This is a genomic window from Pseudomonas sp. FSO-7 (assembly GCF_059579345.1).
In genome coordinates this window covers 6586871-6612446 of record NZ_CM184193.1, presented here as the reverse complement: position 1 = coordinate 6612446, position 25576 = coordinate 6586871, and the positions used below count along the sequence as shown (strand labels likewise).

General features: G+C 59.6%; 27 protein-coding genes. 24 read left to right on the top strand and 3 right to left on the bottom strand.

Annotated elements, in window-relative coordinates; translation table 11 throughout:
• Nucleotides 1-15 precede the first annotated feature (15 nt).
• From AC515T_RS29070 to AC515T_RS28975, 20 genes are all read left to right on the top strand, one after another.
• Nucleotides 16-813, top strand: coding sequence for a ParA family protein (locus tag AC515T_RS29070; RefSeq protein ID WP_003207100.1), 798 nt, complete (start codon nt 16-18; stop codon nt 811-813).
• Between the two features lie 9 nt (nt 814-822).
• Nucleotides 823-1695 (top strand): ParB/RepB/Spo0J family partition protein, encoded by an 873-nt coding sequence (locus AC515T_RS29065; RefSeq protein ID WP_060739912.1) that lies wholly within the window; start codon nt 823-825, stop codon nt 1693-1695.
• Nucleotides 1696-1843: 148 nt separating this feature from the next.
• The gene (locus tag AC515T_RS29060) at nt 1844-2251 is read left to right on the top strand and encodes a F0F1 ATP synthase subunit I (RefSeq protein WP_053126821.1); all 408 of its coding nucleotides are present in this window, start codon (nt 1844-1846) and stop codon (nt 2249-2251) included.
• A 16-nt stretch (nt 2252-2267) separates the two neighbouring features.
• The gene (gene atpB / locus AC515T_RS29055) at nt 2268-3137 is read left to right on the top strand and encodes a F0F1 ATP synthase subunit A (protein ID WP_039593180.1); all 870 of its coding nucleotides are present in this window, start codon (nt 2268-2270) and stop codon (nt 3135-3137) included.
• A gap of 130 nt (nt 3138-3267) precedes the next feature.
• Nucleotides 3268-3525, top strand: a complete 258-nt coding sequence (gene atpE / locus AC515T_RS29050; RefSeq protein WP_003097235.1) for a F0F1 ATP synthase subunit C — start codon at nt 3268-3270, stop codon at nt 3523-3525.
• Between the two features lie 58 nt (nt 3526-3583).
• Complete coding sequence (locus tag AC515T_RS29045) at nt 3584-4054, top strand: F0F1 ATP synthase subunit B (RefSeq protein WP_030139033.1); 471 nt, start codon at nt 3584-3586, stop codon at nt 4052-4054.
• A 12-nt stretch (nt 4055-4066) separates the two neighbouring features.
• Nucleotides 4067-4603: a F0F1 ATP synthase subunit delta gene (locus tag AC515T_RS29040; RefSeq protein ID WP_003187192.1), complete on the top strand. Its 537-nt coding sequence runs from the start codon at nt 4067-4069 to the stop codon at nt 4601-4603.
• A gap of 21 nt (nt 4604-4624) precedes the next feature.
• Nucleotides 4625-6169, top strand: coding sequence for a F0F1 ATP synthase subunit alpha (gene atpA, locus AC515T_RS29035; protein WP_053126819.1), 1545 nt, complete (start codon nt 4625-4627; stop codon nt 6167-6169).
• 50 nt (nt 6170-6219) lie between these two features.
• Nucleotides 6220-7080, top strand: a complete 861-nt coding sequence (atpG, locus tag AC515T_RS29030; RefSeq protein ID WP_496530952.1) for a F0F1 ATP synthase subunit gamma — start codon at nt 6220-6222, stop codon at nt 7078-7080.
• A gap of 27 nt (nt 7081-7107) precedes the next feature.
• Complete coding sequence (atpD, locus tag AC515T_RS29025) at nt 7108-8484, top strand: F0F1 ATP synthase subunit beta (RefSeq protein ID WP_003187186.1); 1377 nt, start codon at nt 7108-7110, stop codon at nt 8482-8484.
• A 45-nt stretch (nt 8485-8529) separates the two neighbouring features.
• The gene (locus AC515T_RS29020; RefSeq protein WP_060739915.1) at nt 8530-8955 is read left to right on the top strand and encodes a F0F1 ATP synthase subunit epsilon; all 426 of its coding nucleotides are present in this window, start codon (nt 8530-8532) and stop codon (nt 8953-8955) included.
• Between the two features lie 115 nt (nt 8956-9070).
• Complete coding sequence (gene glmU, locus AC515T_RS29015; RefSeq protein WP_496530951.1) at nt 9071-10438, top strand: bifunctional UDP-N-acetylglucosamine diphosphorylase/glucosamine-1-phosphate N-acetyltransferase GlmU; 1368 nt, start codon at nt 9071-9073, stop codon at nt 10436-10438.
• A gap of 207 nt (nt 10439-10645) precedes the next feature.
• On the top strand, nt 10646-11422 hold the full coding sequence (locus AC515T_RS29010) for a DeoR/GlpR family DNA-binding transcription regulator (RefSeq protein WP_496530950.1): 777 nt from the start codon (nt 10646-10648) through the stop codon (nt 11420-11422).
• Between the two features lies 1 nt (nt 11423).
• On the top strand, nt 11424-13256 hold the full coding sequence (glmS, locus tag AC515T_RS29005; RefSeq protein ID WP_496530949.1) for a glutamine--fructose-6-phosphate transaminase (isomerizing): 1833 nt from the start codon (nt 11424-11426) through the stop codon (nt 13254-13256).
• 520 nt (nt 13257-13776) lie between these two features.
• Nucleotides 13777-14748, top strand: coding sequence for a tripartite tricarboxylate transporter substrate binding protein (locus AC515T_RS29000; protein WP_496530948.1), 972 nt, complete (start codon nt 13777-13779; stop codon nt 14746-14748).
• A 76-nt stretch (nt 14749-14824) separates the two neighbouring features.
• Nucleotides 14825-15298: a tripartite tricarboxylate transporter TctB family protein gene (locus tag AC515T_RS28995; protein ID WP_496530947.1), complete on the top strand. Its 474-nt coding sequence runs from the start codon at nt 14825-14827 to the stop codon at nt 15296-15298.
• A gap of 9 nt (nt 15299-15307) precedes the next feature.
• A complete protein-coding gene (locus tag AC515T_RS28990) occupies nt 15308-16828 on the top strand; it encodes a tripartite tricarboxylate transporter permease (protein WP_496530946.1) in 1521 nt (506 codons plus the stop codon).
• Between the two features lie 70 nt (nt 16829-16898).
• Nucleotides 16899-18056: an L-talarate/galactarate dehydratase gene (locus AC515T_RS28985; protein ID WP_496530945.1), complete on the top strand. Its 1158-nt coding sequence runs from the start codon at nt 16899-16901 to the stop codon at nt 18054-18056.
• A gap of 19 nt (nt 18057-18075) precedes the next feature.
• The gene (locus tag AC515T_RS28980) at nt 18076-19509 is read left to right on the top strand and encodes an FAD-binding oxidoreductase (RefSeq protein ID WP_496530944.1); all 1434 of its coding nucleotides are present in this window, start codon (nt 18076-18078) and stop codon (nt 19507-19509) included.
• 61 nt (nt 19510-19570) lie between these two features.
• Nucleotides 19571-19774, top strand: a complete 204-nt coding sequence (locus AC515T_RS28975) for a hypothetical protein (RefSeq protein WP_496530943.1) — start codon at nt 19571-19573, stop codon at nt 19772-19774.
• 3 nt (nt 19775-19777) lie between these two features.
• Here the strand turns inward: AC515T_RS28975 and AC515T_RS28970 are convergent, their stop codons facing one another.
• A complete protein-coding gene (locus AC515T_RS28970) occupies nt 19778-20485 on the bottom strand; it encodes an NUDIX hydrolase (RefSeq protein WP_496530942.1) in 708 nt (235 codons plus the stop codon).
• Entirely contained in the window at nt 20475-21032 is a 558-nt protein-coding gene (locus AC515T_RS28965; protein ID WP_496530941.1) for an adenylyltransferase/cytidyltransferase family protein, read from the bottom strand. Before AC515T_RS28965 ends, AC515T_RS28970 begins: the two co-directional genes overlap by 11 nt.
• A gap of 184 nt (nt 21033-21216) precedes the next feature.
• Here AC515T_RS28965 and AC515T_RS28960 point away from each other — a divergent pair, with 184 nt between their 5' ends.
• Genes AC515T_RS28960 through nudK form a run of 4 tightly spaced genes read left to right on the top strand, consistent with a single transcriptional unit; the run spans nt 21217 to nt 24575 of the window.
• Complete coding sequence (locus tag AC515T_RS28960; RefSeq protein WP_496530940.1) at nt 21217-21864, top strand: nicotinamidase; 648 nt, start codon at nt 21217-21219, stop codon at nt 21862-21864.
• Between the two features lie 9 nt (nt 21865-21873).
• Nucleotides 21874-23103, top strand: coding sequence for a nicotinate phosphoribosyltransferase (gene pncB, locus AC515T_RS28955; RefSeq protein WP_496530939.1), 1230 nt, complete (start codon nt 21874-21876; stop codon nt 23101-23103).
• A gap of 1 nt (nt 23104) precedes the next feature.
• Entirely contained in the window at nt 23105-23941 is an 837-nt protein-coding gene (gene nadE / locus AC515T_RS28950) for an NAD(+) synthase (protein ID WP_496530938.1), read from the top strand.
• A gap of 37 nt (nt 23942-23978) precedes the next feature.
• Nucleotides 23979-24575 (top strand): GDP-mannose pyrophosphatase NudK, encoded by a 597-nt coding sequence (gene nudK, locus AC515T_RS28945; protein WP_496530937.1) that lies wholly within the window; start codon nt 23979-23981, stop codon nt 24573-24575.
• Here nudK and ftrA read toward each other — a convergent pair.
• A complete protein-coding gene (ftrA, locus tag AC515T_RS28940) occupies nt 24572-25558 on the bottom strand; it encodes a transcriptional regulator FtrA (RefSeq protein ID WP_496530936.1) in 987 nt (328 codons plus the stop codon). The two genes, nudK and ftrA, sit on opposite strands and share 4 nt — an antisense overlap.
• Between the last annotated feature and the right edge of the window lie 18 nt (nt 25559-25576).

The following is a 25576-nucleotide window of genomic DNA, read 5'->3' as shown; positions in this document are numbered from 1 at the left end:
GGAACACAAGCAAGAATGGCTAAGGTATTCGCGATAGCGAACCAGAAAGGTGGTGTGGGCAAGACCACCACCTGCATCAACCTCGCAGCATCCCTGGTCGCGACCAAGCGCCGGGTGCTGTTGATCGATCTCGATCCACAGGGCAACGCCACCATGGGCAGCGGTGTGGATAAACATGGCCTGGAAAATTCCATCTACGACGTCCTGATCGGCGAATGCGATCTGGGCCAGGCCATGCACTTCTCCGAACATGGCGGTTATCAACTGCTGCCGGCCAACCGTGACCTGACGGCGGCCGAAGTGGTGCTGCTGGAAATGCAGATGAAGGAAAGCCGCCTGCGCAGCGCCTTGGCGCCGATCCGGGAAAACTACGATTACATCCTGATCGATTGTCCGCCGTCGCTGTCGATGCTGACCCTCAACGCCCTGGTGGCGGCCGATGGGGTTATTATCCCCATGCAGTGCGAGTACTTCGCCCTGGAAGGGTTGAGCGACCTTGTGGATAACATCAAGCGCATCGCCGAACTGCTGAACCCGGACCTGAAGGTCGAAGGTCTGTTGCGGACCATGTACGACCCGCGCCTGAGCCTGATGAACGATGTCTCGGCCCAGCTCAAGGAACACTTCGGCGAGCAGCTCTACGACACCGTCATCCCGCGTAACATCCGTCTGGCCGAAGCGCCGAGCTACGGCATGCCGGCCCTGGCCTACGACAAACAATCCCGTGGCGCGCTGGCTTACCTGGCCCTGGCGGGCGAGATGGTTCGCCGCCAGCGCCGCAACCCACGCACCGCTGCAGCCCAGCCAACTTAAGGAAACCCCATGGCCGTCAAGAAACGAGGTCTCGGACGTGGACTGGATGCACTGCTCAGCGGTCCGACTGTCAGCTCGCTGGAAGAACAGGCCGTGCAGGCCGACCAGCGCGAGTTGCAGCATCTGCCCCTGGACCTGATCCAGCGCGGCAAATACCAGCCGCGCCGGGACATGGACCCGCAAGCGTTGGAAGAATTGGCCCAGTCGATCAAGAGCCAGGGCGTGATGCAGCCGATCGTGGTCCGGCCGATCGCCAATGGGCGCTTCGAGATCATCGCTGGCGAACGTCGCTGGCGCGCCAGCCAGCAGGCCGGCCAGGAAACCATTCCGGCAATGGTCCGTGATGTACCGGATGAAACGGCCATCGCCATGGCGCTGATCGAGAACATCCAGCGCGAAGACCTCAACCCGATCGAGGAAGCGGTGGCCCTGCAGCGCTTGCAGCAGGAATTCCAGCTGACCCAGCAACAGGTTGCCGAGGCGGTGGGCAAGTCCCGCGTGACCGTGGCCAACCTGCTGCGCCTGATTGCGTTGCCGGAAGTCATCAAGACCATGCTGTCCCATGGCGACTTGGAAATGGGTCATGCCCGGGCATTGCTCGGTTTGCCGGAAAATCAACAGGTTGAAGGGGCGCGACACGTTGTCGCACGCGGCCTCACCGTGCGCCAGACCGAGGCACTGGTTCGCCAGTGGCTCAGTGGCAAACCGGCACCTGTCGAGGCACCCAAGATCGATCCGGATATCGCCCGCCTCGAACAACGCCTGGCCGAGCGCCTGGGCTCTGCGGTGCAGATTCGCCACGGGAAGAAGGGCAAAGGCCAGTTGGTGATCGGTTATAACTCCCTCGATGAGTTGCAAGGTGTCCTTGCACACATTCGCTGAAACAATTGCTCTTGTAGCGCGCAGTCGGAAATCACTACCTGGCAGTTGAATAGGGGCAGAACCGCCCCTATACTCTGCGCGCATTTTGTCGGCACAAATTATGCCAAGTTATTGAATTATGGCGGCCGACTATTGGAGAGCAAAAGCGATGGAAACCCGCACGCCAAACCGCTTGCCGTTCCATCGTCTGGCAGTTTTCCCGGTTCTGATGGCTCAATTCACCGTCGTACTGATCGCCACATTGGCGCTCTGGCAATGGAAAGGAGTCGTCGCCGGATACTCAGGACTTTGCGGAGGCCTGATAGCCTTGCTTCCCAATATTTACTTTGCTCACAGGGCCTTTCGGTTTTCCGGCGCCCGAGCAGCCCAGGCTATCGTCCGGTCTTTTTATGCCGGCGAGGCGGGGAAACTGATTTTGACGGCAGTGCTGTTTGCACTGACGTTCGCAGGTGTGAAGCCATTGGCGCCGCTGGCTGTATTCGGCGTCTTCGTGCTGACCCAACTGGTCAGCTGGTTCGCTCCCCTGCTAATGAGAACAAGACTTTCGAGACCTTAGGGCGTTTGAGGCAACCATGGCAGAGACAACCGCTTCGGGCTATATCCAGCACCACTTGCAGAACCTGACCTTCGGTCAGCTACCCAACGGCGGCTGGGGCTTTGCCCACACCGCAGCAGAAGCCAAGGAAATGGGCTTCTGGGCTTTCCACGTCGATACCCTCGGCTGGTCGGTCGCACTGGGCCTGATTTTCGTTCTTCTTTTCCGCATGGCGGCCAAGAAGGCGACCTCTGGTCAGCCAGGTGCACTGCAGAATTTCGTTGAAGTACTGGTCGAATTCGTCGATGGCAGCGTGAAAGACAGCTTCCATGGCCGCAGCCCGGTGATCGCACCGCTGGCACTGACCATCTTCGTCTGGGTGTTCCTGATGAACGCCATCGACCTGGTACCGGTCGACTGGATTCCTCAGCTGGCCATCCTGATCTCCGGTGATGCACACATCCCATTCCGCGCCGTGTCGACCACCGACCCGAACGCGACCCTGGGCATGGCGTTCTCGGTTTTCGCACTGATCATTTTCTATAGCATCAAGGTCAAGGGCATCGGCGGCTTCATCGGCGAACTGACCCTGCACCCGTTCGGCAGCAAGAACATCCTGGTTCAAGCCCTGCTGATCCCGGTGAACTTCCTGCTGGAATTCGTGACCCTGATCGCCAAACCGATTTCTCTGGCACTGCGTCTGTTCGGCAACATGTATGCCGGCGAGCTGGTGTTCATCCTGATCGCTGTGATGTTCGGCAGCGGCCTGCTGTGGCTCAGCGGCCTGGGTGTAGTTCTGCAGTGGGCGTGGGCTGTGTTCCACATCCTGATCATCACCCTGCAGGCGTTCATCTTCATGATGCTGACCATCGTCTACCTGTCGATGGCGCACGAAGAAAACCATTAAGGCCAGTCTCGACTAGTCTGATGTCCTTCCCGGTCAAACGGGAAGGGGCCCGACCAGGGCATGAAACGATTTGTTTTACCGCTTTAATCTAAAAAACCTAAACCATACGACGTAAAAGTCGGGAGGAAAGATGGAAACTGTAGTTGGTCTAACCGCTATCGCTGTTGCACTGTTGATCGGCCTGGGCGCACTGGGTACCGCAATTGGTTTCGGCCTGTTGGGCGGCAAGTTCCTGGAAGGCGCAGCGCGTCAGCCAGAAATGGTTCCAATGCTGCAAGTCAAAATGTTCATCGTGGCCGGTCTGCTCGACGCCGTGACCATGATCGGTGTTGGTATCGCGCTGTTCTTCACCTTTGCGAACCCGTTCGTTGGTCAAATCGCTGGCTAATTACTCGGATGTCTCGAGTAGATTGGTGTGATGGACAACGTAACTGCGAGGTGTTGGCGTGAACATTAATGCGACCCTGATTGGCCAGTCCGTTGCGTTCCTGATTTTTGTACTGTTCTGCATGAAGTTCGTATGGCCTCCGGTCATTGCGGCATTGCACGAACGTCAAAAGAAGATCGCTGATGGTCTGGACGCTGCCAGCCGTGCAGCTCGCGACCTGGAGTTGGCCCATGAGAAAGTGGGTCAGCAACTGCGCGAAGCGAAAGCTCAGGCAGCTGAAATCATCGAGCAAGCCAAGAAACGCGGTACCCAGATTGTCGACGAAGCCCGTGAACAGGCTCGCGTCGAAGCTGACCGTGTGAAGGCTCAGGCTCAAGCCGAGATCGAACAGGAACTCAACAGTGTCAAAGACGCGCTGCGTGCCCAAGTGGGTAGCCTGGCCGTTGGCGGTGCTTCGAAGATCCTGGGTGCCACAATCGATCAAAACGCGCACGCAGAGCTGGTTAACCAACTGGCTGCTGAAATCTAAGCGAGGGCGATCATGGCAGAACTGACCACGTTGGCCCGACCTTACGCTAAGGCGGCCTTCGAGCACGCTCAGGCCCACCAGCAACTGGCCAATTGGTCAGCCATGCTCGGCCTGGCAGCAGCGGTGTCGCAAGACGACACCATGCAGCGCGTGCTCAAGGCCCCGCGACTGACGAGCGCAGAAAAGGCCGCCACGTTCATTGACGTGTGCGGCGACAAGTTCGATGCCAAGGCACAGAATTTCATTCACGTCGTTGCCGAAAACGACCGTCTCCCGCTTCTGCCGGAGATCGCCGCTCTTTTCGACCTGTACAAGGCCGAGCAAGAGAAATCGGTAGACGTGGAAGTCACCAGTGCTTTCGCATTGAACCAAGAACAGCAAGACAAACTCGCCAAGGTTCTCAGTGCACGACTCAACCGGGAAGTGCGCCTGCAAGTCGAGGAAGACAAGTCCCTTATTGGGGGCGTTGTCATCCGCGCCGGCGACCTGGTTATCGATGGCTCGATTCGCGGCAAAATCGCGAAACTTGCCGAAGCATTGAAATCTTGAGTTTGAAGGGGCAGCAGAGCAATGCAGCAACTCAATCCTTCCGAAATAAGTGAAATTATCAAGGGCCGCATCGACAAACTCGATGTGACCTCCCAAGCCCGTAACGAAGGCACTGTCGTCAGCGTATCTGACGGCATCGTGCGGATTCACGGTCTGGCCGACGTCATGTACGGCGAGATGATCGAGTTTCCGGGCGGCGTCTACGGTATGGCCCTCAACCTGGAGCAAGACTCTGTAGGTGCCGTTGTATTGGGCGCGTACACGACGCTGGCTGAAGGCATGAGCGCCAAGTGCACCGGCCGCATCCTCGAAGTTCCGGTAGGTAAGGAACTGCTGGGTCGCGTTGTCGACGCACTGGGTAACCCTGTTGACGGCAAAGGTCCGCTGAACAACACCGAGACCGACGCGGTCGAGAAAGTTGCTCCAGGCGTGATCTGGCGTAAGTCGGTAGACCAGCCTGTACAGACTGGCTACAAGGCTGTCGATGCCATGATCCCTGTCGGCCGTGGCCAGCGTGAGCTGATCATCGGTGACCGTCAGATCGGTAAGACCGCTCTGGCGATCGACGCGATCATCAACCAGAAAAACAGCGGCATCTTCTGCGTCTACGTGGCAATCGGTCAGAAGCAATCGACCATCGCCAACGTGGTTCGCAAGCTGGAAGAGAACGGTGCACTGGCTAACACCATCATCGTTGCCGCCAGTGCTTCCGAATCGGCCGCACTGCAGTTCCTGGCACCGTACTCCGGTTGCACCATGGGCGAATACTTCCGCGACCGCGGTGAAGACGCGCTGATCGTTTATGACGATCTGTCCAAGCAAGCAGTGGCCTACCGCCAGATTTCCCTGCTGCTGCGCCGTCCACCGGGCCGTGAAGCCTACCCAGGCGACGTGTTCTATCTCCACTCCCGTCTGCTGGAGCGCGCATCCCGCGTTTCGGAAGAGTACGTAGAGAAGTTCACCAACGGCGCCGTGACTGGCAAGACCGGTTCCCTGACTGCTCTGCCGATCATCGAAACCCAGGCTGGCGACGTTTCCGCGTTCGTTCCGACCAACGTGATTTCCATCACCGACGGTCAGATCTTCCTGGAATCGGCCATGTTCAACTCGGGCATCCGTCCTGCTGTGAACGCCGGTGTTTCGGTATCCCGTGTGGGTGGTGCCGCTCAGACCAAGATCATCAAGAAGCTGTCCGGTGGTATCCGTACCGCCCTGGCCCAGTACCGTGAACTGGCGGCATTCGCCCAGTTCGCTTCTGACCTGGACGAAGCGACCCGTAAGCAACTTGAGCATGGTCAGCGCGTTACCGAGCTGATGAAGCAGAAGCAATACGCACCGATGTCGATCGCTGACATGGCGCTGTCGCTGTATGCCGCTGAGCGTGGGTTCCTGACTGACATTGAAATCGCCAAGATCGGCAGCTTCGAACAAGCGCTGATCGCTTTCTTCAACCGCGATCACGCCGATTTGATGGCCAAGATCAACGTTAAAGGTGACTTCAATGACGAAATCGACGCTGGCCTCAAAGCCGGTATCGAGAAGTTCAAGGCCACCCAAACCTGGTAAGCCGCAGCGGGAGCCGCAAGGCTCCCGCTTGCTAACCTGATAGGTGTTACATGGCAGGCGCAAAAGAGATTCGCAGTAAGATTGCGAGCATCAAAAGCACGCAAAAGATTACCAGCGCCATGGAAAAAGTGGCGGTCAGCAAAATGCGCAAGGCACAAATGCGCATGGCTGCTAGCCGTCCTTATGCGGAGCGCATCCGCCAGGTGATTGGTCATCTGGCCAACGCCAACCCGGAATACCGCCACCCGTTCATGATCGACCGCGCCGTCAAGCGCGTCGGTTACGTTGTGGTGAGCAGTGACCGTGGTCTGTGCGGTGGCTTGAACACCAACCTGTTCAAGGCCCTGGTCAAGGACATGGCGGCAAACCGCGAACAAGGCGTCGAGATCGATCTGTGCGTGGTCGGTAGCAAGGGTGCGGCTTTCTTCCGCAACTTCGGCGGTAACGTCGTCGCTGCTATCAGCCACCTGGGTGAAGAACCGTCGATCAATGACCTGATCGGCAGCGTCAAGGTGATGCTGGATGCTTACCTGGAAGGCCGGATCGACCGCCTGTCCGTGGTATCCAACAAGTTCATCAACACCATGACGCAACAGCCGACCGTGGAGCAGTTGATTCCACTGGTGGCGACCCCGGAACAGGAACTCAAGCACCACTGGGACTATCTCTACGAACCGGATGCCAAGGAGCTGCTTGACGGCTTGATGGTCCGCTACGTGGAGTCGCAGGTCTACCAGGCGGTGGTCGAGAACAACGCAGCTGAACAAGCGGCGCGGATGATCGCGATGAAGAACGCTACCGACAACGCCGGTGATTTGATCAGCGATTTGCAGCTGATCTACAACAAGGCGCGTCAGGCTGCGATCACCCAAGAGATCTCGGAAATCGTCGGCGGCGCTGCCGCGGTTTAACGGTTCAAATATTCAGAGGATCCAGCTATGAGTAGCGGACGTATCGTTCAAATCATCGGCGCCGTTATCGACGTGGAATTTCCACGCGACAGCGTACCGAGCATCTACGACGCCTTGAAGGTTCAAGGCGCCGAAACCACCCTGGAAGTTCAGCAGCAGCTGGGCGACGGCGTGGTTCGTACCATTGCGATGGGCTCCACCGAGGGCTTGAAGCGCGGTCTGGACGTCAACAACACTGGCGCAGCCATCTCCGTACCGGTCGGTAAAGCGACCCTGGGCCGGATCATGGACGTACTGGGCAACCCGATCGACGAAGCTGGCCCGATCGACACCGAAGAGCGCTGGGGCATTCACCGTCCTGCGCCAACCTTCGCTGAACAGGCCGGTGGCAACGAACTGCTGGAAACCGGCATCAAGGTTATCGACCTGGTTTGCCCGTTCGCCAAGGGCGGTAAAGTCGGTCTGTTCGGTGGTGCCGGTGTAGGCAAGACCGTAAACATGATGGAACTGATCCGTAACATCGCCATCGAGCACAGCGGTTATTCCGTGTTCGCCGGTGTGGGTGAGCGTACTCGTGAGGGTAACGACTTCTACCACGAGATGAAGGATTCCAACGTTCTGGACAAAGTGGCACTGGTCTACGGCCAGATGAACGAGCCGCCGGGAAACCGTCTGCGCGTAGCCCTGACCGGCCTGACCATGGCCGAGAAGTTCCGTGACGAAGGTAACGACGTTCTGCTGTTCGTCGACAACATCTACCGTTACACCCTGGCCGGTACCGAAGTATCCGCACTGCTGGGCCGTATGCCTTCGGCAGTAGGTTACCAGCCGACCCTGGCTGAAGAGATGGGCGTGCTGCAAGAGCGCATCACTTCGACCAAGCAAGGCTCGATCACCTCGATCCAAGCGGTATACGTACCTGCGGACGACTTGACCGACCCGTCGCCAGCGACCACCTTCGCCCACTTGGACGCCACCGTCGTTCTGTCCCGTGACATCGCTTCCCTGGGTATCTACCCAGCGGTAGACCCACTGGACTCGACTTCGCGCCAACTGGACCCGAACGTGATCGGCCAGGAGCACTACGACACCGCTCGCGGCGTTCAGTACGTGCTGCAGCGTTACAAGGAACTGAAGGACATCATCGCGATCCTGGGTATGGACGAGCTGTCGGAAGCCGACAAGCAGTTGGTAAACCGTGCTCGTAAGATCCAGCGCTTCTTGTCGCAGCCGTTCTTCGTGGCTGAAGTCTTCACCGGTGCCTCGGGTAAATACGTTTCCCTGAAAGACACCATTGCTGGCTTCAAAGGCATCCTCAACGGTGACTACGACCACCTGCCAGAACAAGCGTTCTACATGGTCGGCGGCATCGAAGAAGCGATCGAGAAAGCCAAGAAACTGTAATCCCGGCGCCCGGCAACGGGCGCTAATTTAGGTTGAGGCAATCAGATGGCTATGACAGTCCATTGCGATATCGTCAGTGCGGAAGGGGAAATCTTCTCCGGTCTGGTCGAGTTTGTGGTTGCGCACGGTGAGCTGGGTGATCTCGGTATCGCCCTGGGTCACGCACCGCTGATCACCAGCTTGAAGCCAGGTCCGATTACTCTGACCAAGCAGGGCGGGGAAAGGGAGGTGTTCTACATCTCCGGTGGTTTCCTCGAGGTTCAGCCGAACATGGTCAAGGTCCTTGCCGACACCGTGCAACGTGCTGCCGACCTGGACGAAGCCTCCGCTCAGGAGGCCGTCAAGGCCGCCGAGAAGGCCCTGCACGAGCGTGGCGCGGAGTTCGACTACGGTTCTGCTGCCGCACGTCTGGCCGAGGCCGCAGCCCAGCTGCGTACCGTCCAGCAGATCCGCAAGAAGTTCGGCGGCTAAGCCGCCTGCTTTCTGTGCGATTGATTAAAAAGGGTAGCCTCGGCTACCCTTTTTTCTTTTCCCGACATTCATTATCTGGTCGCAGCCGCTGACCACCCAGGATTGGTAGCCAGTCATGTCTCTTGAAATCGTTATCCTCGCGGCCGGCCAAGGCACCCGCATGCGTTCGGCGTTGCCCAAGGTGTTGCACCCGGTCGCCGGCAATTCCATGCTCGGTCATGTTATCCACAGCGCGCGGCAACTTGATCCACAGCGCATTCACGTGGTCATCGGCCACGGTGCCGACGCGGTGCGCGAACGCCTGGCGGCGGATGACCTGAATTTCGTCCTGCAGGACAAACAGTTGGGTACCGGCCATGCCGTGGCCCAGGCCGTGCCGTTCATTACTGCCGATACGGTGCTGATTCTCTATGGCGATGTGCCGCTGATCGAAGTCGAAACCTTGCAGCGCCTGCTCAAGCACGTCGCGCCACAGCAGTTGGGCCTGCTGACCGTCGAGCTGGATGACCCCACCGGTTACGGCCGCATTGTGCGTAGCGCCGACGGCCAGGTGACGGCGATTGTCGAGCAAAAGGATGCCAACGAAGCCCAGCGCGCGATCACCGAGGGCAACACCGGAATTCTTGCCGTGCCGGCCGAGCGCCTGGGCGACTGGATGAGTCGTCTGTCGAACAACAATGCCCAGGGCGAGTACTACCTGACCGATGTGATTGCCATGGCCGTTGCTGACGGCCTGGTCGTCGCCACCGAGCAGCCGTTGGACGCCATGGAAGTGCAGGGCGCCAACGATCGCCGGCAACTGGCCGAGCTGGAGCGCCATTATCAATTACGCGCTGCCCGCTGCCTGATGGCCCAAGGCGTGACCCTGCGCGATCCGTCCCGTTTCGACGTGCGTGGTGACGTCAGTGTGGGGCGCGACGTGGTCATCGATATCAACGTCATCCTCGAAGGCAAGGTTGTCATCGAAGACGACGTGGTCATCGGTCCGAACTGCGTGATCAAGGACAGCACCCTGCGCAAAGGCGTGGTGATCAAGGCCAACAGCCATCTCGATGGCGCGGTCATGGGCGAAGGCAGCGATGCCGGCCCGTTTGCGCGGTTGCGTCCCGGCTCCGTGCTGGAAGCCAGGGCCCATGTGGGTAACTTCGTCGAACTCAAGAACGCTCATTTGGGTGAAGATGCCAAAGCCGGCCACCTGACCTACCTGGGTGACGCTGAAGTCGGCGCCCGCACCAACATTGGCGCCGGCACCATCACCTGCAATTACGATGGCGCCAACAAGTGGAAAACCGTCATGGGTGACGATGTCTTCATCGGCTCCAACAACTCCTTGGTGGCGCCTGTGGATATCTCCAGCGGCGCGACCACGGCGGCCGGTTCGACCATCACCCAGCATGTGGATAACGCACAGTTGGCGGTGGGACGAGCGCGCCAGAAGAACATTGATGGCTGGAAGCGACCGGAGAAGATCAAGAAGTCCTAAAGTTATCCACAGCCCCCTGTGGGAGCGAGCTTGCTCGCGATGGCGGTGTATCAGGTAAAGCAGCATTGCCCGACCTGGCCTCTTCGCGAGCAAGCTCGCTCCCACAGCGATTGGGGATTTCTGAATTTTTCTTCTCCCGCCTTGACGATATCCCTTCAATAGGTTTTGATTGCTTACGTTATCTTTCGAATCGAAACTTATCCCGTCATGTCAAAGCGCAACACGCCACAGCGCCGTCACAACATCCTTGCTTTGCTCCAGGAGCAGGGCGAGGTCAGTGTGGATGAGCTGGCCAAGCGCTTCGAAACCTCGGAAGTTACGATTCGCAAGGATCTCGCCGCCCTGGAAACCAATGGCCTGCTGCTGCGTCGCTACGGTGGCGCGGTGCCGATGCCGCAGGAGTTGGTGGCCGATAACGGGCAAACCGTCTCCAAGTACAAACTCGCCATTGCCCGGGCCGCCGTGAAGCGGATCCGCGAACACGCGCGGATCATCATCGACAGCGGCAGTACCACCGCTGCCATGATCCCTCAACTCGGCCAACAGCCGGGCCTGGTGGTGATGACCAATTCCCTGCACGTCGCCAATGCCTTGAGCGAACTGGAGCACGAGCCGGTGTTGTTGATGACCGGCGGCACCTGGGACCCTCACTCCGAGTCATTCCAGGGGCAGGTGGCCGAGCAAGTTCTGCGTTCCTACGATTTCGACCAGTTGTTCATCGGCGCCGACGGCATCGATCTGGTTCGAGGTACCACCACCTTCAACGAACTGCTGGGCCTGAGCCGCGTGATGGCTGAGGTTGCCCGGGAAGTGATCGTGATGGTGGAGGCCGACAAGATCGGTCGCAAAATCCCCAACCTGGAACTGCCGTGGAGCAGCGTCCATACCCTCATTACCGATGATCGCCTGCCCGTGGAGGCACGCGATCAAATACAGGCCCGCGGCATTAATCTGATCTGCGCGCCTGTCAGCCAGGAGAAATAGCATGTGTGGAATTGTCGGCGCCGTTGCTGAACGCAACATCACAGCAATCTTGCTCGAAGGCCTCAAGCGCCTGGAATACCGCGGCTACGACAGCGCCGGTGTGGCGGTGTTCACCAACGACGAGAAGCTCGAGCGCATGCGGCGTCCGGGCAAGGTCAGCGAGCTGGAGCAGGCGTTGGACGCCGAACCGCTGCTCGGCCGCCTGGGCATCGCCCACACCCGTTGGGCCACCCATGGCGCGCCGTGCGAGCGTAATGCTCACCCGCATTTCTCCGGCGATCTGGCGGTGGTGCACAACGGCATTATCGAAAACCACGAAGCCCTGCGTGAACAGCTCAAGGCGCTCGGTTATGTATTCACTTCGGACACTGACACTGAAGTCATCGCCCACCTGCTCAACCACAAGCTCAAGGACCTGCCGGACCTGACCGTCGCCCTCAAGGCCACCGTCAAGGAACTGCACGGTGCCTATGGCTTGGCGGTCATCAGCGCGAAACAACCTGATCGCCTGGTCGCAGCCCGCAGCGGCAGCCCATTGGTGATCGGCCTGGGCCTGGGGGAAAACTTCCTGGCTTCCGATCAATTGGCGCTGCGTCAGGTCACCGACCGCTTCATGTACCTGGAAGAGGGCGACATCGCCGACATTCGCCGCGACAGCGTGCAGATCTGGGACCTCGATGGCAAAATCGTGGAGCGTGAGACCGTCCAGTACCGCGACGGTGCCGAAGCCGCCGACAAGGGCGAGTTCCGCCACTTCATGCTCAAGGAAATCCACGAACAACCGGCCGTGGTGCAACGCACCCTGGAAGGCCGGATGAGCCAGAGCCAGGTTTTGGTCCAGGCGTTCGGTCCACAGGCAGCCGAGTTGTTCGCCAAGGTCCGCAATGTGCAGATTGTGGCCTGCGGCACCAGTTATCACGCCGGCATGGTCGCTCGTTACTGGCTCGAGGAACTGGCGGGTATTCCGTGCCAGGTCGAAGTCGCCAGTGAGTTCCGCTATCGCAAAGTGGTCGTGCAACCCGATTCGCTGTTCGTCACCATCTCCCAGTCCGGCGAAACCGCCGACACCCTGGCCGCCCTGCGCAACGCCAAGGAACTGGGTTTTCTCGCCAGCCTGGCGATCTGCAACGTCGGCATCAGCTCGCTGGTGCGTGAGTCCGACCTGACCCTGCTGACCCAGGCCGGCCGTGAAATCGGCGTGGCGTCGACCAAGGCGTTCACCACGCAACTGGTGGGCCTGCTGCTGCTGACCCTGTCCCTGGGCCAGGTGCGGGGTACGCTGGGTGAGGGCGTCGAGGCCACGCTGGTGGAAGAACTGCGTCGCCTGCCGGCCCGCCTGGGCGAAGCCTTGGCCATGGACAGCACCGTGGAAAAAATCGCCGAGTTGTTCGCCGAGAAGAACCACACCCTGTTCCTGGGCCGTGGCGCGCAATTCCCGGTGGCGATGGAAGGGGCCTTGAAGCTCAAGGAAATCTCCTACATTCACGCCGAGGCCTACCCGGCCGGCGAACTCAAGCACGGCCCGCTGGCGCTTGTGGATAACGACATGCCGGTGGTCACCGTGGCGCCGAACAACGAGCTGCTGGAAAAGCTCAAGTCCAACTTGCAGGAAGTCCGCGCCCGGGGCGGTCAGCTGATTGTCTTTGCCGATGAGAAGGCCGGCATGACCAATGGCGAAGGCACCCACGTGGTGCACATGCCGCACATCCACGACATCCTGTCGCCGATTCTCTACACCATCCCGCTGCAACTGCTGTCGTACTACGTCGCGGTACTCAAGGGCACTGATGTGGACCAGCCGCGTAATTTGGCGAAATCGGTAACGGTTGAGTAAGGCTGTAGCCGGGCAATGGAGCCAACCTGTCGACAGGGACCCGAAAAACGCTCGCAGAAAACAACCCCCTGAATTCAGGGGGTTTTTTATAGCCGACAGTAAAGTTTTATGCCGGCGTAGGCCAAGAACAGAGATTCAATTGCGCCTCGGTCGCCAGCCCTGTTCGTCGTATTCACGGCGAGCCGCTGAACAACCGCGTTGACAACAGGGGACATAGGTGGTGATATCAAGTCATACGACAACGTATGACATCTAAAATAATAAAAACGAAAGGCGCAGCCATGTCTTATACATTTGCCGCCCCGCGAATTGACAGCTCACCGTCCCCACGCGTTATCACTGCGTGCCAACTATCTCCTTTACCTCCCGAAAAGTCCCGCTGGAGGTCACCTGCGCATTCGAACTCCCCAATCTCAGCGTCCAAGCATCCTCGCCTGTCTCGCCCGGCGTTAGCGCCGGACGTGTTCGTTTCCTGCCCGGCTTCAATCCCACAATGAATGGCTGCACCCGGAGAACAATAATGAAGAAAACACTCTGCGCCTCTTTGATCGCCTCCTTCCTGAGCTTGACCGCTGGCACGGCAATGGCCGCCGACGCCAGCGATTGGCCCAGCCGTCCGGTGCAGGTGGTGGTGATTGCCAACGCCGGCGGTGACACGGATTTCAACGCACGAATGATGGCCAAGTACTTCACCAAGCTCACCGGCAAATCCATGGTGGTGACCAATATGGCCGGTGGGGGCGGGACGATTGCCGCCGATGCGGTCAAGAGCGCGGCGCCGGATGGCAATACCATCTTGTTCACTCACACCGGCCAGTTGATCGTCAACGAGGTCGCGGGACTGTCGGAGGACCGCTTTGATGCGTTTGATATCTCCTGCATCGCCGGTATCGACAAGGGTGCGGTGTTCGTCTCGGCGAAAAGCTCGGGCATCGACAGCCTTGACCAACTGATTGAAAAAGCCAAGGCCAAGCCCGGCACCATCACCTACGGCACCGAGATGGGCAACTTCTCTCATCTGCAGGGCCTGATGTTCGAGAAGCTCGCCGGCGTGAAACTGAAAATGGTCGACAGCGGCACGGTGTCCGAAAAAATCGTTGCCTTGCTGGGCAAGCGCATCGACCTCGGCGCCATCAGCTATGGCTCGGTCCAGGATTACATTTCCAGCGGCAAGATGACCGCCCTGGGCCAGCCCAACGCTGAGCGCAACGCGCTGCTGGGCGACGTCAAGACCTTCAAGGAACAAGGCGTGGACCTGATCCTGGACAAGCCTTACGTCGTTGCCTTCCCGAAAGGTACGGACCCGGCCATCGTCAAGAAAATGGCCGACACCATGAAAAAAATCACCGAAGAGCCGGAATATGCCGAGGAACTGAAGAAGTCCTTCAAGCAGCCGGTCAGCTTCCAGGGCACCGAAGAAGCCGTCGCTACCTTGAACAAAACCCGCGACAGCTTCCTGGCGTTCAAGGACGAGATGCGTAAAGCGAAATAATTTTGCGTAACGGCTCGGGTGCGCGCCACGCTGGCCAGCGCCCGACAACCAGTCCTTCCCAGCAAGAGGAGCCTGTATGGATTCCTATAAAAGAAAAGAGCTGATTGCCGGCCTGGCCATGCTCGGCGCCGGCGTAGCTTATCTGGTGTTGACCATGAACCTGCCGCGTCGCGGGACGGTCGATGCCGCGTTTGTGCCCTGGGTGCTCGCCGTCGCGTTATGCCTGTTGGGCGCCTTGCAATTGTGGGCGTGGCGAAAGCTGCCGGACAAAAGTGCCGAGCCCGCGGAAAAAACCGAAGCGATCGATTACCCAACGGTCATCAAATCCGTGGCATTGGTGCTGCTTTACACGGCGCTGATGGAGACCGTTGGTTTTCTGCTCATGACTGGGCTTTATCTCTATGCCCAGTTCATCGTACTGACCCCTGCGGATCAAAAGGTCAAGCACCTGCGGTATGGGCTGATAGCGGTCGTCTCGGCTGTGCTGATCTTCTACATCTTTCGCCATGGCTTCGACTTGCTCCTGCCTGTCGGTTTATTGGATTTCTAGGAGACGGCCATGATTGAACTCATGCAAACAGGCTTCGCGGCCGTACTGACACCCTACGTCTTTATCGTGATCACCCTCGGCGTTGCGGTGGGGATCGTTTTTGGTGCGGTGCCCGGGCTTTCGGCCACCATGGCGATCGCGCTGTGCTTGCCGCTGACCTATTCGATGGGGCCCGGTACTGGCCTGGCGCTGCTGGTAGCGTTGTTCGTCGGTGCCACTTCGGGAGGGCTGATATCGGCGATATTGCTCAACATACCGGGAACGCCGGCCTCCATCGCGACGACGTTCGATGGTTGGCCGTTGATGAAACAAGGCCATGGCGTCAAGGCCCTTGGGATTGGCGTGGTGTTCTCGTTTCTCGGCACGATTTTCAGTATCGCCGCGCTGATGTTCATCGCCCCGATCCTGGCGGAACTGGCCCTGAGCTTCGGCCCACACGAATACTTTTCCATCGCGATTTTCTCGCTGACATTGATCGCCACACTGTCCACCGGCTCGCTGGTCAAAGGTTTGTTTGCCGGGGCCCTGGGCTTTGCCTTCTCCACGGTGGGGATCGCCCCGGTCGAGGCCATTCGTCGCTTTACCTTTGACCTGCCGAGCCTCAATGGCGGCTTCGCCATGCTGACGGTCATGATCGGTATGTTCGCCGTCGCCGAAGTGCTGAAGTTTGCTGAGAGTGCGCGCTTGAGCCACCGGGCCAAACCACAGCACGTCAGCATGAAAGGCGTGAAAGGTTTCGGCTTTTCAATGAAGGAATTTGTCGGCCAACTGCCCAACGCCACTCGTTCATCCCTGATTGGCCTTGGTATCGGCATCTTGCCCGGCATCGGTGCCGGTACGTCGAACATCGTCTCTTACATCGTGGCCAAGAAACGCTCGAAAACCCCTGAGGAATTCGGCAAAGGCAAGATCGACGGCGTGGTCGCCAGCGAGACCGCTAACAATGCCGGCATCGGTGGCGCGATGATTCCGCTGCTGACGCTGGGCATTCCCGGCGATACCACCACGGCGGTGATGCTGGGCGGTTTCATGATCCACGGCATCCAGCCCGGGCCCCTGCTGTTCATCAGCCAGGCACCGCTGGTCTACACGATTTTCGCCGCGCTGATCCTCGCTTCCGTGCTGATGCTGGTGCTCGAATTCTACGGCCTGCGCATGTTCATCAAACTGCTGGCGGTGCCCAAGCACATTCTGTTGCCGATTATCCTGGTGCTCTGTGTGGTCGGCGCCTTTGGCCTGAACAGCCGGATCTTCGACGTCTGGGCGGTGTTGCTGTTTGGCTTGCTGGGGTACGGGTTCGTCAAAGCCGGTTTGCCGATCGCACCGTTCATCATCGGCTTCATCCTCGGTCCGATGGCTGAAACCAACTTGCGTCGTGGCTTGATGCTGTCCGATGGCAACTTCGTCGGCTTCCTGACCAATCCCATCTCAGCGGGCTTTCTCATCTTGGCCGCCGCCTCCATCTCCTGGCATCTGGTGACGGTCATTCGCAACAGGAAAAGCGCTGCTATCGAATTGATGCGCAGCTAGCCCATTGCAATTGCTGCTGTAACACGAACCCGTGTTGCAGCAGCCGAACCCAAACGTTCGGAGCATAGCCATGCAAGATACACCTCAACTGCCTTCTGCCGATGACGATCGCATTGCCTGGGTGCGCGTGGCCTCGGTTTTCCTGCCACTGGCCAACCCCATCAGCGATGCCAAGGTGCTGACCGGTCGGCAAAAGCCCATGACCGAAATCGCCATTCTGTTTGTGGAAATCGAAACCAGGGACGGCCACCGTGGCCTGGGTTTCAGCTATTCCAAGCGCGCCGGTGGCCCCGGGCAATTTGCCCACGCCCAGGAAGTCGCTCCCAGCCTCATTGGCGAGAACCCCAGCGACATTTCCAAACTGTGGGACAAGCTCTGCTGGGCGGGTGCCTCGGTGGGGTGCAGCGGCCTGGCCACCCAGGCGATCGGTGCGTTTGATGTCGCCCTGTGGGATTTGAAAGCCAAGCGGGCCAATCTTTCCCTGGCTCGCTTGCTTGGCGCCCATCGCGATTCTGTCCAGTGCTACAACACGTCGGGTGGCTTCCTGCACACCCCGCTTGAACAATTAATGATCAATACCGACCTCTCCCGAGAAAAGGGTATCGGGGGGATCAAGCTCAAGGTCGGCCAGCCTGACCAGGCGCTGGATCTGCACCGGGTCAGCACCATCCGCAAACACCTTGGAGATGACTTCCCCTTGATGGTCGACGCCAACCAGCAATGGGACCGACCCACTGCGCAGCGCATGTGCCGACGCCTTGAACCACTCAACCTGGTCTGGATCGAGGAACCGCTGGATTGCTACGACGCCGAAGGTCATGCCGCGCTGGCCCAGCAATTCGATACGCCGATCGCGACCGGTGAAATGCTCACCAGCGTTGCCGAGCACTGGGAATTCATCAAGCTGCGCGCGGCCGATTACCTGATGCCCGACGCGCCCCGTGTCGGTGGCATCACCCCTTATCTCAGGGTCCAGGCATTGGCCGAGCAGGCTGGGCTGATGATCGCGCCGCACTTTGCCATGGAACTGCACATCCATCTGGCCGCTACTTATAACCGCGAGCCTTGGGTGGAACATTTCGAATGGCTGGAGCCGTTGTTCAACGAACGTATGCAAACCCGCGATGGACGCATGTTGGTGCCCACCCGGCCTGGTCTCGGGCTGTCCTTGAGCGAGCGTGTGGCGGGATGGACGGCGAACCAGGCTGAGTTCGGAAAGCGTCCGTAACCGATGTGAGGACAGAGGCATGTCGGCGTTGAGCCATGAAGTCATCCAACGCATCACGCAGGTGGTCGGACCGTCAGGAGTGGTGCGTGATCCCGAGCTGATGCGCGGCTATCTGACAGACTGGCGTAACGCCTACCAGGGCCATGCTGCCCTGGTGGTACGCCCGGCCACCACCGCAGAGGTAGCCGACGTTGTACGGCTCTGTCATGAGGCCGGGATTGCCTTGGTGCCACAGGGCGGTAATACCGGTTTGTGCGGCGGCTCGATCCCTGATTCCTCTGGTAACCAAGTGGTGCTGTCCTTGACCCGGATGAAGCGCATCCGTGAGATCGACCTGGCCAATGAAACCATCACGGTCGAGGCCGGGGTGATATTGCAGCAGCTACAGGACGCCGCCAGCCAGGCCGGTCGCCTGTTTCCGCTGTCGTTGGGGGCTCAGGGCAGCTGCACGGTGGGCGGTAACCTGGCGACCAATGCCGGCGGCACGGCGGTGCTGCGCTACGGCAACATGCGTGAGCTGACCCTTGGCCTGGAAGTGGTGCTGCCTGACGGTCGCGTCTGGAATGGCTTGCGGGGCTTGCGTAAAGACAACACCGGCTATGACCTGAAGCAGTTATTCATTGGTTCGGAGGGCACGCTGGGCATCATCACGGCGGCGGTGCTGAAACTGTATCCGGCGACCCACAGCACGGCGACAGCCTGGGTGGCGCTGCCTTCGCCGCAAGCGGCGGTGGACTTGATCGGCCATGTTCGCAGCCTGTGCGCCGACCGCCTGACGGGCTTCGAGATGATGTCGCGCCAGAGCTTGGACTTTGTCCTGGACCATGTGGCGGGTTGCAGTGATCCACTGGAAACCAAACATCCCTGGTACGCGTTGATCGAGCTACGTGACACGGTGCCCGATGCGCCATTGACGCTGTTGCTTGAAAACGGCCTGGCTCATGCTTTTGAGCAGGGTTGGGTTACCGATGCGGTACTCGCCAGCAACCAGGCACAGGCTGCGGCGCTGTGGGCACTGCGCGAAGGTATTTCCGAGGCGCAGAATCATGAGGGGCCGAGCCTCAAGCACGACATCAGCGTGCCCGTGAGCCGGATACCGGAATTCATTGAACGCACCGACAAAGCCCTGCAACAGGACTTCCCAGGCGTGCGCATCGTCTCCTATGGCCACATGGGCGACGGCAATCTGCACTACAACATCAGCAAGCCGGTCGGCGATGCGGACGCTTCGTTCAAGGCCCGCGAACACGCGATCATGCAAGTCATCTACCGTATGACCCGTGCTTTCAACGGCAGCATCAGTGCTGAACATGGGCTGGGACAAGCCAAACCCGGCGCGGCGGTCCGCTTCAAGGATCCTCTGGAGATGGAGCTGATGCGTGCCATCAAACGCACGCTGGACCCGACCGGGCTAATGAACCCCGGTAAGGTCTTCACTGCCGGACTGGAGTGAACGAGTAGGTCGCTGCTGGCCTTCCTCGCTCGAATATCAGACGGCTCTGAAGGAAAGCGGTGTGCAAGTATTTTTTCAAATTAACGAAGAATCTGAAAAAATACTGACATGCCTAAAAAAAACAGCGTCCCTCATGCCCTCAGCTGAGCGGCTCCTGCGCCAGTTTGGCGAACGGATCGAGTTGGCTCGTAAGCGCCGTAAGATCACTGCGGCGCAAATGGCTGCGCGGGCGGGTATGGCGCCAGCATTTGCGCTTGCCCGCTAAGCGCTACTCCAGAAAACACCGATCAAACAGATAAACGCTACCCGGTTTGAGATTTTCCACCGTGCGTTGCGGACGGCCGCCGTCGCCGTTTTTTTTGCGACCGGTTTCCTGCAAATAACCCGCCTCGGTCATCTTCAGCAAGCGCTGGCGCATGCTGGTCTTGAGCACCGGGCGATCGAGCACCACGGAGAAAATGCTCACTGCTTCCGGCGCGCTGAATTCCGGGCCCAGGAACATCAGCGGCAGGCTGCTGTAGAGGGCTTTGGATAGCAACCGCTCCTGGACCGCCGCCACCAGGCTGTTGTGGTCGAAAGGGAGTTTGATCGAGGCGTCAGCGACGTCCTTGAGGGGGAAAAATCCCTGGTGTTCGGCGAGCTGGACCGCATCGCTGACAATCGCCAGGTAGAACGTCGAGGATGACCAGCAGCGTGGATCGCGGAACGCGTCGCCGACGGTGCCGACCTGTTCGATCCAGGCCAGCGGCATGCCGACCTTGTTTGAATTGCGCAGGCGCTCCACGGCGTCATTCAGCGTGAGGTCTTCGACGCCACCATTGACCACGATCCCGGGCAGCGCCCAATGGCCGGCGAACGGCTCGGCTTCCCGTCGGTTCAGGAGGATTTCCAACGCCTGGGTCTCCCGGCAGAAGCGCAGCACACAGAGGTCGATAGTGTGCAGATAACCGCGGGCGGGGGCTGTGCTAGTGGGCATGTCGATTTCCGTGGGTAGCGTAAAGGTCATAGTTTAACGGGTTCATGCCGGGTGCCATCCAGTCGCTGGGAAGCGGCTTGCCCAAGGCCAGTCGTTCGCGAACCCCCGTACTGCGCACGTGGATCTTTTCCTCCACGCAAAGGATGGAAAAACGCTCCAGCAATTCTTGCCCGCGATAGAAAGTCGGCAACTGATCCGCGACATCCTGGCCCACCACCAACGCGATCCGCTTGCCGTCCAGGGCCAGGCTGTCGGCGAGGTGGGTGAGCAGGGTGTAGCTGTAGATGGCGCCTTCGACACCACGGGCCACGACCTGCTCCACCCGGCTTGCCCGCACTTCGGCGCAGCACAGCGGCTGAACCTTCTCGACGATCGATTCCAGCCAGTTCAGGCGCACCTCATAGTCGACCATTTGCTTGCCGTGGGGATGCCGCAAGCTGGGGACCACCAATACGCGTCTGGCCTGGCGTGAGGCCTCGATCATCACCTGGGCGTGACCGGCGTGCGGGGGATTGAAGGCGCCGCCATAAAGGGCTATCTCGAACATGGCTTATCCTTGTTTGGTACATGACATGTACTCTAACAGCAAAATCTTTTTGATGAAAACCTGCTTTGTGCGTAGCCATAGCTATTGCTTTTAAAAAGACTCAACAAAAATATTTTCTGTGAGTAGCTTGTTATGAAAGTACACCTTGTGTACTCTCGTGGCCATGAAAGAGGAGAAACCCAGCATGAACAGCCTGACCCGGAAAACCGCTTCCTTCGATGTCGATGCGCAAAAGAGCTTCACGCCGCTATGCCCCGATGAGCTTCCGGTGCCGGGCGGTGACCAGATTGCTGGCGAGCTGAATTTCATCGCGTCCCTGGCCAGCCTCCGTATCGGCAGCAAGGACGCCCATACGCCCCTGGCTCCGTGGGTGGTTTCCGATCACGCACAGATGTTCGTGCCGACCGGGCTCGAACACGCTGACATCACCTGGGTCAGCCACTGCGTTCCTGGGACTGAAGGTTTCGCCTTGCTGGATCAATTGCCGACCCCTTACGACTACGACTATTTCGTCTGGAAGGGTGTCGAGCCGGATTTGCACCCGTACGGCGCCTGCTACCACGACCTGCACGGCAAGCTGTCCACTGGGGTGATCGAGTACCTCAAAAGCCTGGGTGTGGAGCAGGTCATTGTGGGCGGGCTGGCGCTGGGTTTCTGTGTCAAGACCACCGCGCTGCAACTGGCCGCCGCTGGCTTCAAGGTGATCATTCACCTCCCGGCCTGTCGGGCCATCAGTGAGGAGGGGGCCGTCCAATCCATTCACGACATGCGGCAAGCGGGCGTCTCGGTTGCCGCGACTCGCGAAGAAACCATCCGCCTGGCAAACGCATAAGGAAGAGACATGGACAGTGCATTCGATTCAAACAGCGGCACCATCCAGAGTCTTCTGGATACCGACTACTACACCTTCACCATGATGCAGGCGGTCTTGCACCAGCATCCGAATGTCGAGGTGGAATACCAGTTCATCGTGCGTTCCAAGGAGCGGCTCGGTCACCTGATCCCGGACATTCGTGTCGAGCTGGAGAAGCTCGCCGGGTTGCAACTGCGCGAGGGGGAGCAGCGGTTTCTGTTCAACAAGCGTTTCCGTGAGTACCTGACACCGGACTTCGAACAGTTTCTCGGCCTGTTTCGCTTCAATTTGCGCTACATACACGTTTCGGAAGTCGACGGCCAACTGCACATCCGCGTCCGTGGGCCGATGCTGCACTGCATCATGTTCGAGCAGCCGGTATTGGCGATGGTCAGCGAACTGCGCAACCGCGAGAAATACCCCGAAGTCGAGTTGGCCGACGTCACCCGCAAGCTGTACCAGAAGTTCGAATGGCTGGAGAAAAATGCCAGTCGTGAAGAACTCGCCGAGTTTCGCGTTTCAGACTTCTCCACCCGGCGGCGGCTGTCGTTCAGGGCCCAGCGTGAAGTGGTGAATGTGATGCGCAGCGATTTTCCTGGGGTCTTTGTCGGCACCAGTAACGCGCACTTGGCTTACGAATTCGATCTCCCGTTGATCGGCACAATGGCTCACCAATGGCTGATGGTGCACCAGCAACTCGGGCGCTTGCGCGAGAGCCAGAACGCGGCGTTGGAAAACTGGGTGCGCGAGTATCGCGGCCGCCTCGGTATCGCCCTGACGGACTGCATCAGCACCGACTTTTTCCTCAAGGATTTCGACCTGTACTTTGCCAAGCTCTATGACGGCCTGCGCCAGGATTCCGGTGACCCGATTGTCTGGGCCGACAAGGTGCTGGGGCGTTACCAGGAACTGGGCATCGATCCGCGGACCAAGGACCTGATGTTCTCCGATGGTCTCAATTTCGAGAAGTGCCTGCCGATCCTGCGTCATGTTCGCGGCAAGGCCAAATTCGGTTTTGGCATGGGCACCAGCCTGGCCTGCGATGTGGACGGTGTCGAACCGCTGAGCATCGTCATGAAACTGGTGCGGGTCCACGGCGAGCCGGTGGTGAAGTTCTCCGACGACCCGATCAAGAACGTCTGCGAGGATGCCTCGTTTCTGCGGTACGCCGCCCAAGTGTTCAACGTCGCCCTGATCAATCCACAATTGGGAGCCTGATATGACTTTGCTTGCGCAAGACCGCATTGCCCGGGAACTGGGCATCGACCGCCAACTCACCCAGGCTGGCGTAGCCACCGAGATTGCCCGCCGCGTCGAATTCATCAAGCAGATCGTGCGCGAGTCGGGTTGCCAGTCCCTGGTCCTGGGGATCAGTGGCGGCGTCGATTCGCTCACCGCCGGCCGCCTCTGCCAGTTGGCGGTGGAGCAACTGCGGGGGGAAGACTACGCGGCGCGATTTATCGCAGTCCGGCTGCCGTACAAGGCCCAGGCCGATGAGCAAGACGCCCAGGCTTCCCTGGACTTCATCCGGCCGGACGCGATCACCACCAGCAACATCGCCGCGTGTGTCGACGGGCTGATGGGCAGTATCGCCATCGATGGCTTGCAGCCTTCGGCCGAGCTCACCGACTTTGCCAAAGGCAACGCCAAGGCCCGGGCGCGGATGCTGGCGCAGTACGCCATTGCCAATCTGAGCAACGGGTTGGTGGTCGGCACCGATCATGGGGCAGAGGCGGTGATGGGGTTTTTCACCAAGTTCGGTGACGGCGCGTGCGACCTGGCACCGCTGTCCGGGTTGACGAAGACCCAGGTGAGAGGGTTGGCCGACGCGATGGGCGCCCCCGCGTACCTGGTGCGCAAGGCGCCGACCGCGGATTTGGAAGACCTGGCGCCCGGCAAGTTGGATGAAGTGGCGTATGGCTGCAGCTACGAGGAAATCGATGCGTACCTGATGGGCGAAGAGGTGTCGCCCCAGGCGCGACAGATCATCGAACGCGCCTACCTCAAGACGGCCCACAAACGAGCATTGCCACGCGTTCCGGTATCGCCGCAATAGGGTTTAATGGGACCTTTGGCCTCGAACGGAGTGGCAAATGACACAGGCAATCAGCATCAAGGATCGCGTACGCATCAAGCACGTCGAAGTCCTCTCGGACGATTGGTACGTGCTGCGCAAGACCACCTATGACTACCTCGGCCGCAACGGCCAATGGCGCGAACTGACGCGCGAGACCTATGACCGGGGCAACGGCGCCACCATCCTGCTGTACAGCAAGGCCAAGCAAACGGTGGTGTTGACCCGGCAATTCCGCTTCCCGGCCTTCGTCAACGGCCACGATGACCTGTTGATAGAAACCTGCGCCGGCCTGTTGGATAACGACGACCCGCACACCTGCATCCGCAAGGAAACCCAGGAGGAAACCGGCTATATCATCCAAGACGTGCGCAAGGTGTTTGAAGCCTTCATGAGCCCGGGCTCGGTGACTGAGCGGGTGCATTTTTTCGTCGGCGAGTATTTCGACGAAGACAGACTGCACGAAGGCGGTGGCCTTGAAGCCGAGGGCGAAGAGATCGAAGTGCTGGAGCTGTCCCTCGACCACGCCTTGGGCATGATCGAGACCGGGGAGATTTGCGACGGCAAGACCATCATGCTGTTGCAGTACGCCAAGTTGCATCGGTTGCTGGATTAACCCCAGGCCTGTTGTGGAGGGACCGCACCGCCGCCGAATCTTTCGCGATAGGCGGTGGGCGGCAAACCGATAGCGTTCCGGAACGCGGCCCGAAAACTCTCTACCGACCGATAGCCGCAGGCCTGGGCGATGCCGGCCGTGCTCTGGTCGGTACTTTCCAGCAGGGCCCGGGCCCGGTTCAGGCGTTCCTGTTGCAGCCAGGTCTTGGGCGGCAGGCCGGTGGTCTCGACGAAGCGCCGCAGGAAGGTGCGCTCGCTCATGGCGACGCGGGCGGCCATGTCGCCGACGCTCAGGGGCTGATCCAGATGCTCGCGAAGCCACTGCAGGACGCGGGTCAGTTCGTTGCGTGGCGACTTGCTCACGGGCGCGACGATGAATTGTGCCTGGCCACCGCTCCGTTGCGGTGCCATGACCAGGCGACGAGCCACTGAGTTGGCGATGTGCGTGCCGAAGTCCCGGGCAATCAGGTGCAGGCAGGCGTCGATGCCCGCCGCGCTGCCGGCTGAGGTGATCAATGGCCCGGAGTCGACATACAGCACATTCGGGTCAACCTTGATCAGCGGGAATCGCTCGGCCAGTTCCGCGCAGAATTGCCAATGGGTGGTCGCGGTCTTGCCGTCGAGCAGACCGGTAGCGGCCAGGGCAAACACCCCCGAGCAGATCGACAGCAGGCGTGCGCCGCGGGCGTGGGCGCGGCGCAGTGCTTGTAACAGCGCTTCGGGAGGCGGTTCGTGGTGGCTGCGCCAGCCGGGGATGATGATGGTTCGCGCGCTGTCCAGGGCTTCGAGCCCCGCGTCGACGGCTATCCGAAGGCCGCCCAGCGCCTGCATCGGTCCTGGATCGACGGCGACGATTTGATGGCCGTACCACGGTATATCCAGTTCCGGACGCGGCAGGCCGAAGATCTCCAGGGCGATGCCAAACTCGAATACGCACAGGCCTTCATAAACGAGGATCGCCACGGTTCCGGGGTGAGCGTGCATTTGGCGTGATTCCACCGT

Excerpts from the sequence above, each read along its gene's own strand:
- glmS (WP_496530949.1), top strand. The coding sequence starts at position 11,424 with ATGTGTGGAATTGTCGGCGCCGTTGCTGAACGCAACATCACAGCAATC.
- glmU (WP_496530951.1), top strand. The coding sequence starts at position 9,071 with ATGTCTCTTGAAATCGTTATCCTCGCGGCCGGCCAAGGCACCCGCATG.
- atpE (WP_003097235.1), top strand. The coding sequence starts at position 3,268 with ATGGAAACTGTAGTTGGTCTAACCGCTATCGCTGTTGCACTGTTGATC.
- AC515T_RS28995 (WP_496530947.1), top strand. The coding sequence starts at position 14,825 with ATGGATTCCTATAAAAGAAAAGAGCTGATTGCCGGCCTGGCCATGCTC.
- AC515T_RS29070 (WP_003207100.1), top strand. The coding sequence starts at position 16 with ATGGCTAAGGTATTCGCGATAGCGAACCAGAAAGGTGGTGTGGGCAAG.
- AC515T_RS29020 (WP_060739915.1), top strand. The coding sequence starts at position 8,530 with ATGGCTATGACAGTCCATTGCGATATCGTCAGTGCGGAAGGGGAAATC.
- AC515T_RS29060 (WP_053126821.1), top strand. The coding sequence starts at position 1,844 with ATGGAAACCCGCACGCCAAACCGCTTGCCGTTCCATCGTCTGGCAGTT.
- atpD (WP_003187186.1), top strand. The coding sequence starts at position 7,108 with ATGAGTAGCGGACGTATCGTTCAAATCATCGGCGCCGTTATCGACGTG.
- pncB (WP_496530939.1), top strand. The coding sequence starts at position 21,874 with ATGGACAGTGCATTCGATTCAAACAGCGGCACCATCCAGAGTCTTCTG.
- AC515T_RS28990 (WP_496530946.1), top strand. The coding sequence starts at position 15,308 with ATGATTGAACTCATGCAAACAGGCTTCGCGGCCGTACTGACACCCTAC.
- nadE (WP_496530938.1), top strand. The coding sequence starts at position 23,105 with ATGACTTTGCTTGCGCAAGACCGCATTGCCCGGGAACTGGGCATCGAC.
- AC515T_RS29040 (WP_003187192.1), top strand. The coding sequence starts at position 4,067 with ATGGCAGAACTGACCACGTTGGCCCGACCTTACGCTAAGGCGGCCTTC.
- AC515T_RS29065 (WP_060739912.1), top strand. The coding sequence starts at position 823 with ATGGCCGTCAAGAAACGAGGTCTCGGACGTGGACTGGATGCACTGCTC.
- AC515T_RS28985 (WP_496530945.1), top strand. The coding sequence starts at position 16,899 with ATGCAAGATACACCTCAACTGCCTTCTGCCGATGACGATCGCATTGCC.
- atpG (WP_496530952.1), top strand. The coding sequence starts at position 6,220 with ATGGCAGGCGCAAAAGAGATTCGCAGTAAGATTGCGAGCATCAAAAGC.
- AC515T_RS28980 (WP_496530944.1), top strand. The coding sequence starts at position 18,076 with ATGTCGGCGTTGAGCCATGAAGTCATCCAACGCATCACGCAGGTGGTC.
- AC515T_RS28965 (WP_496530941.1), bottom strand. The coding sequence starts at position 21,032 with ATGTTCGAGATAGCCCTTTATGGCGGCGCCTTCAATCCCCCGCACGCC.
- nudK (WP_496530937.1), top strand. The coding sequence starts at position 23,979 with ATGACACAGGCAATCAGCATCAAGGATCGCGTACGCATCAAGCACGTC.
- ftrA (WP_496530936.1), bottom strand. The coding sequence starts at position 25,558 with ATGCACGCTCACCCCGGAACCGTGGCGATCCTCGTTTATGAAGGCCTG.
- atpA (WP_053126819.1), top strand. The coding sequence starts at position 4,625 with ATGCAGCAACTCAATCCTTCCGAAATAAGTGAAATTATCAAGGGCCGC.
- AC515T_RS29010 (WP_496530950.1), top strand. The coding sequence starts at position 10,646 with ATGTCAAAGCGCAACACGCCACAGCGCCGTCACAACATCCTTGCTTTG.
- atpB (WP_039593180.1), top strand. The coding sequence starts at position 2,268 with ATGGCAGAGACAACCGCTTCGGGCTATATCCAGCACCACTTGCAGAAC.
- AC515T_RS28960 (WP_496530940.1), top strand. The coding sequence starts at position 21,217 with ATGAACAGCCTGACCCGGAAAACCGCTTCCTTCGATGTCGATGCGCAA.
- AC515T_RS29000 (WP_496530948.1), top strand. The coding sequence starts at position 13,777 with ATGAAGAAAACACTCTGCGCCTCTTTGATCGCCTCCTTCCTGAGCTTG.
- AC515T_RS28970 (WP_496530942.1), bottom strand. The coding sequence starts at position 20,485 with ATGCCCACTAGCACAGCCCCCGCCCGCGGTTATCTGCACACTATCGAC.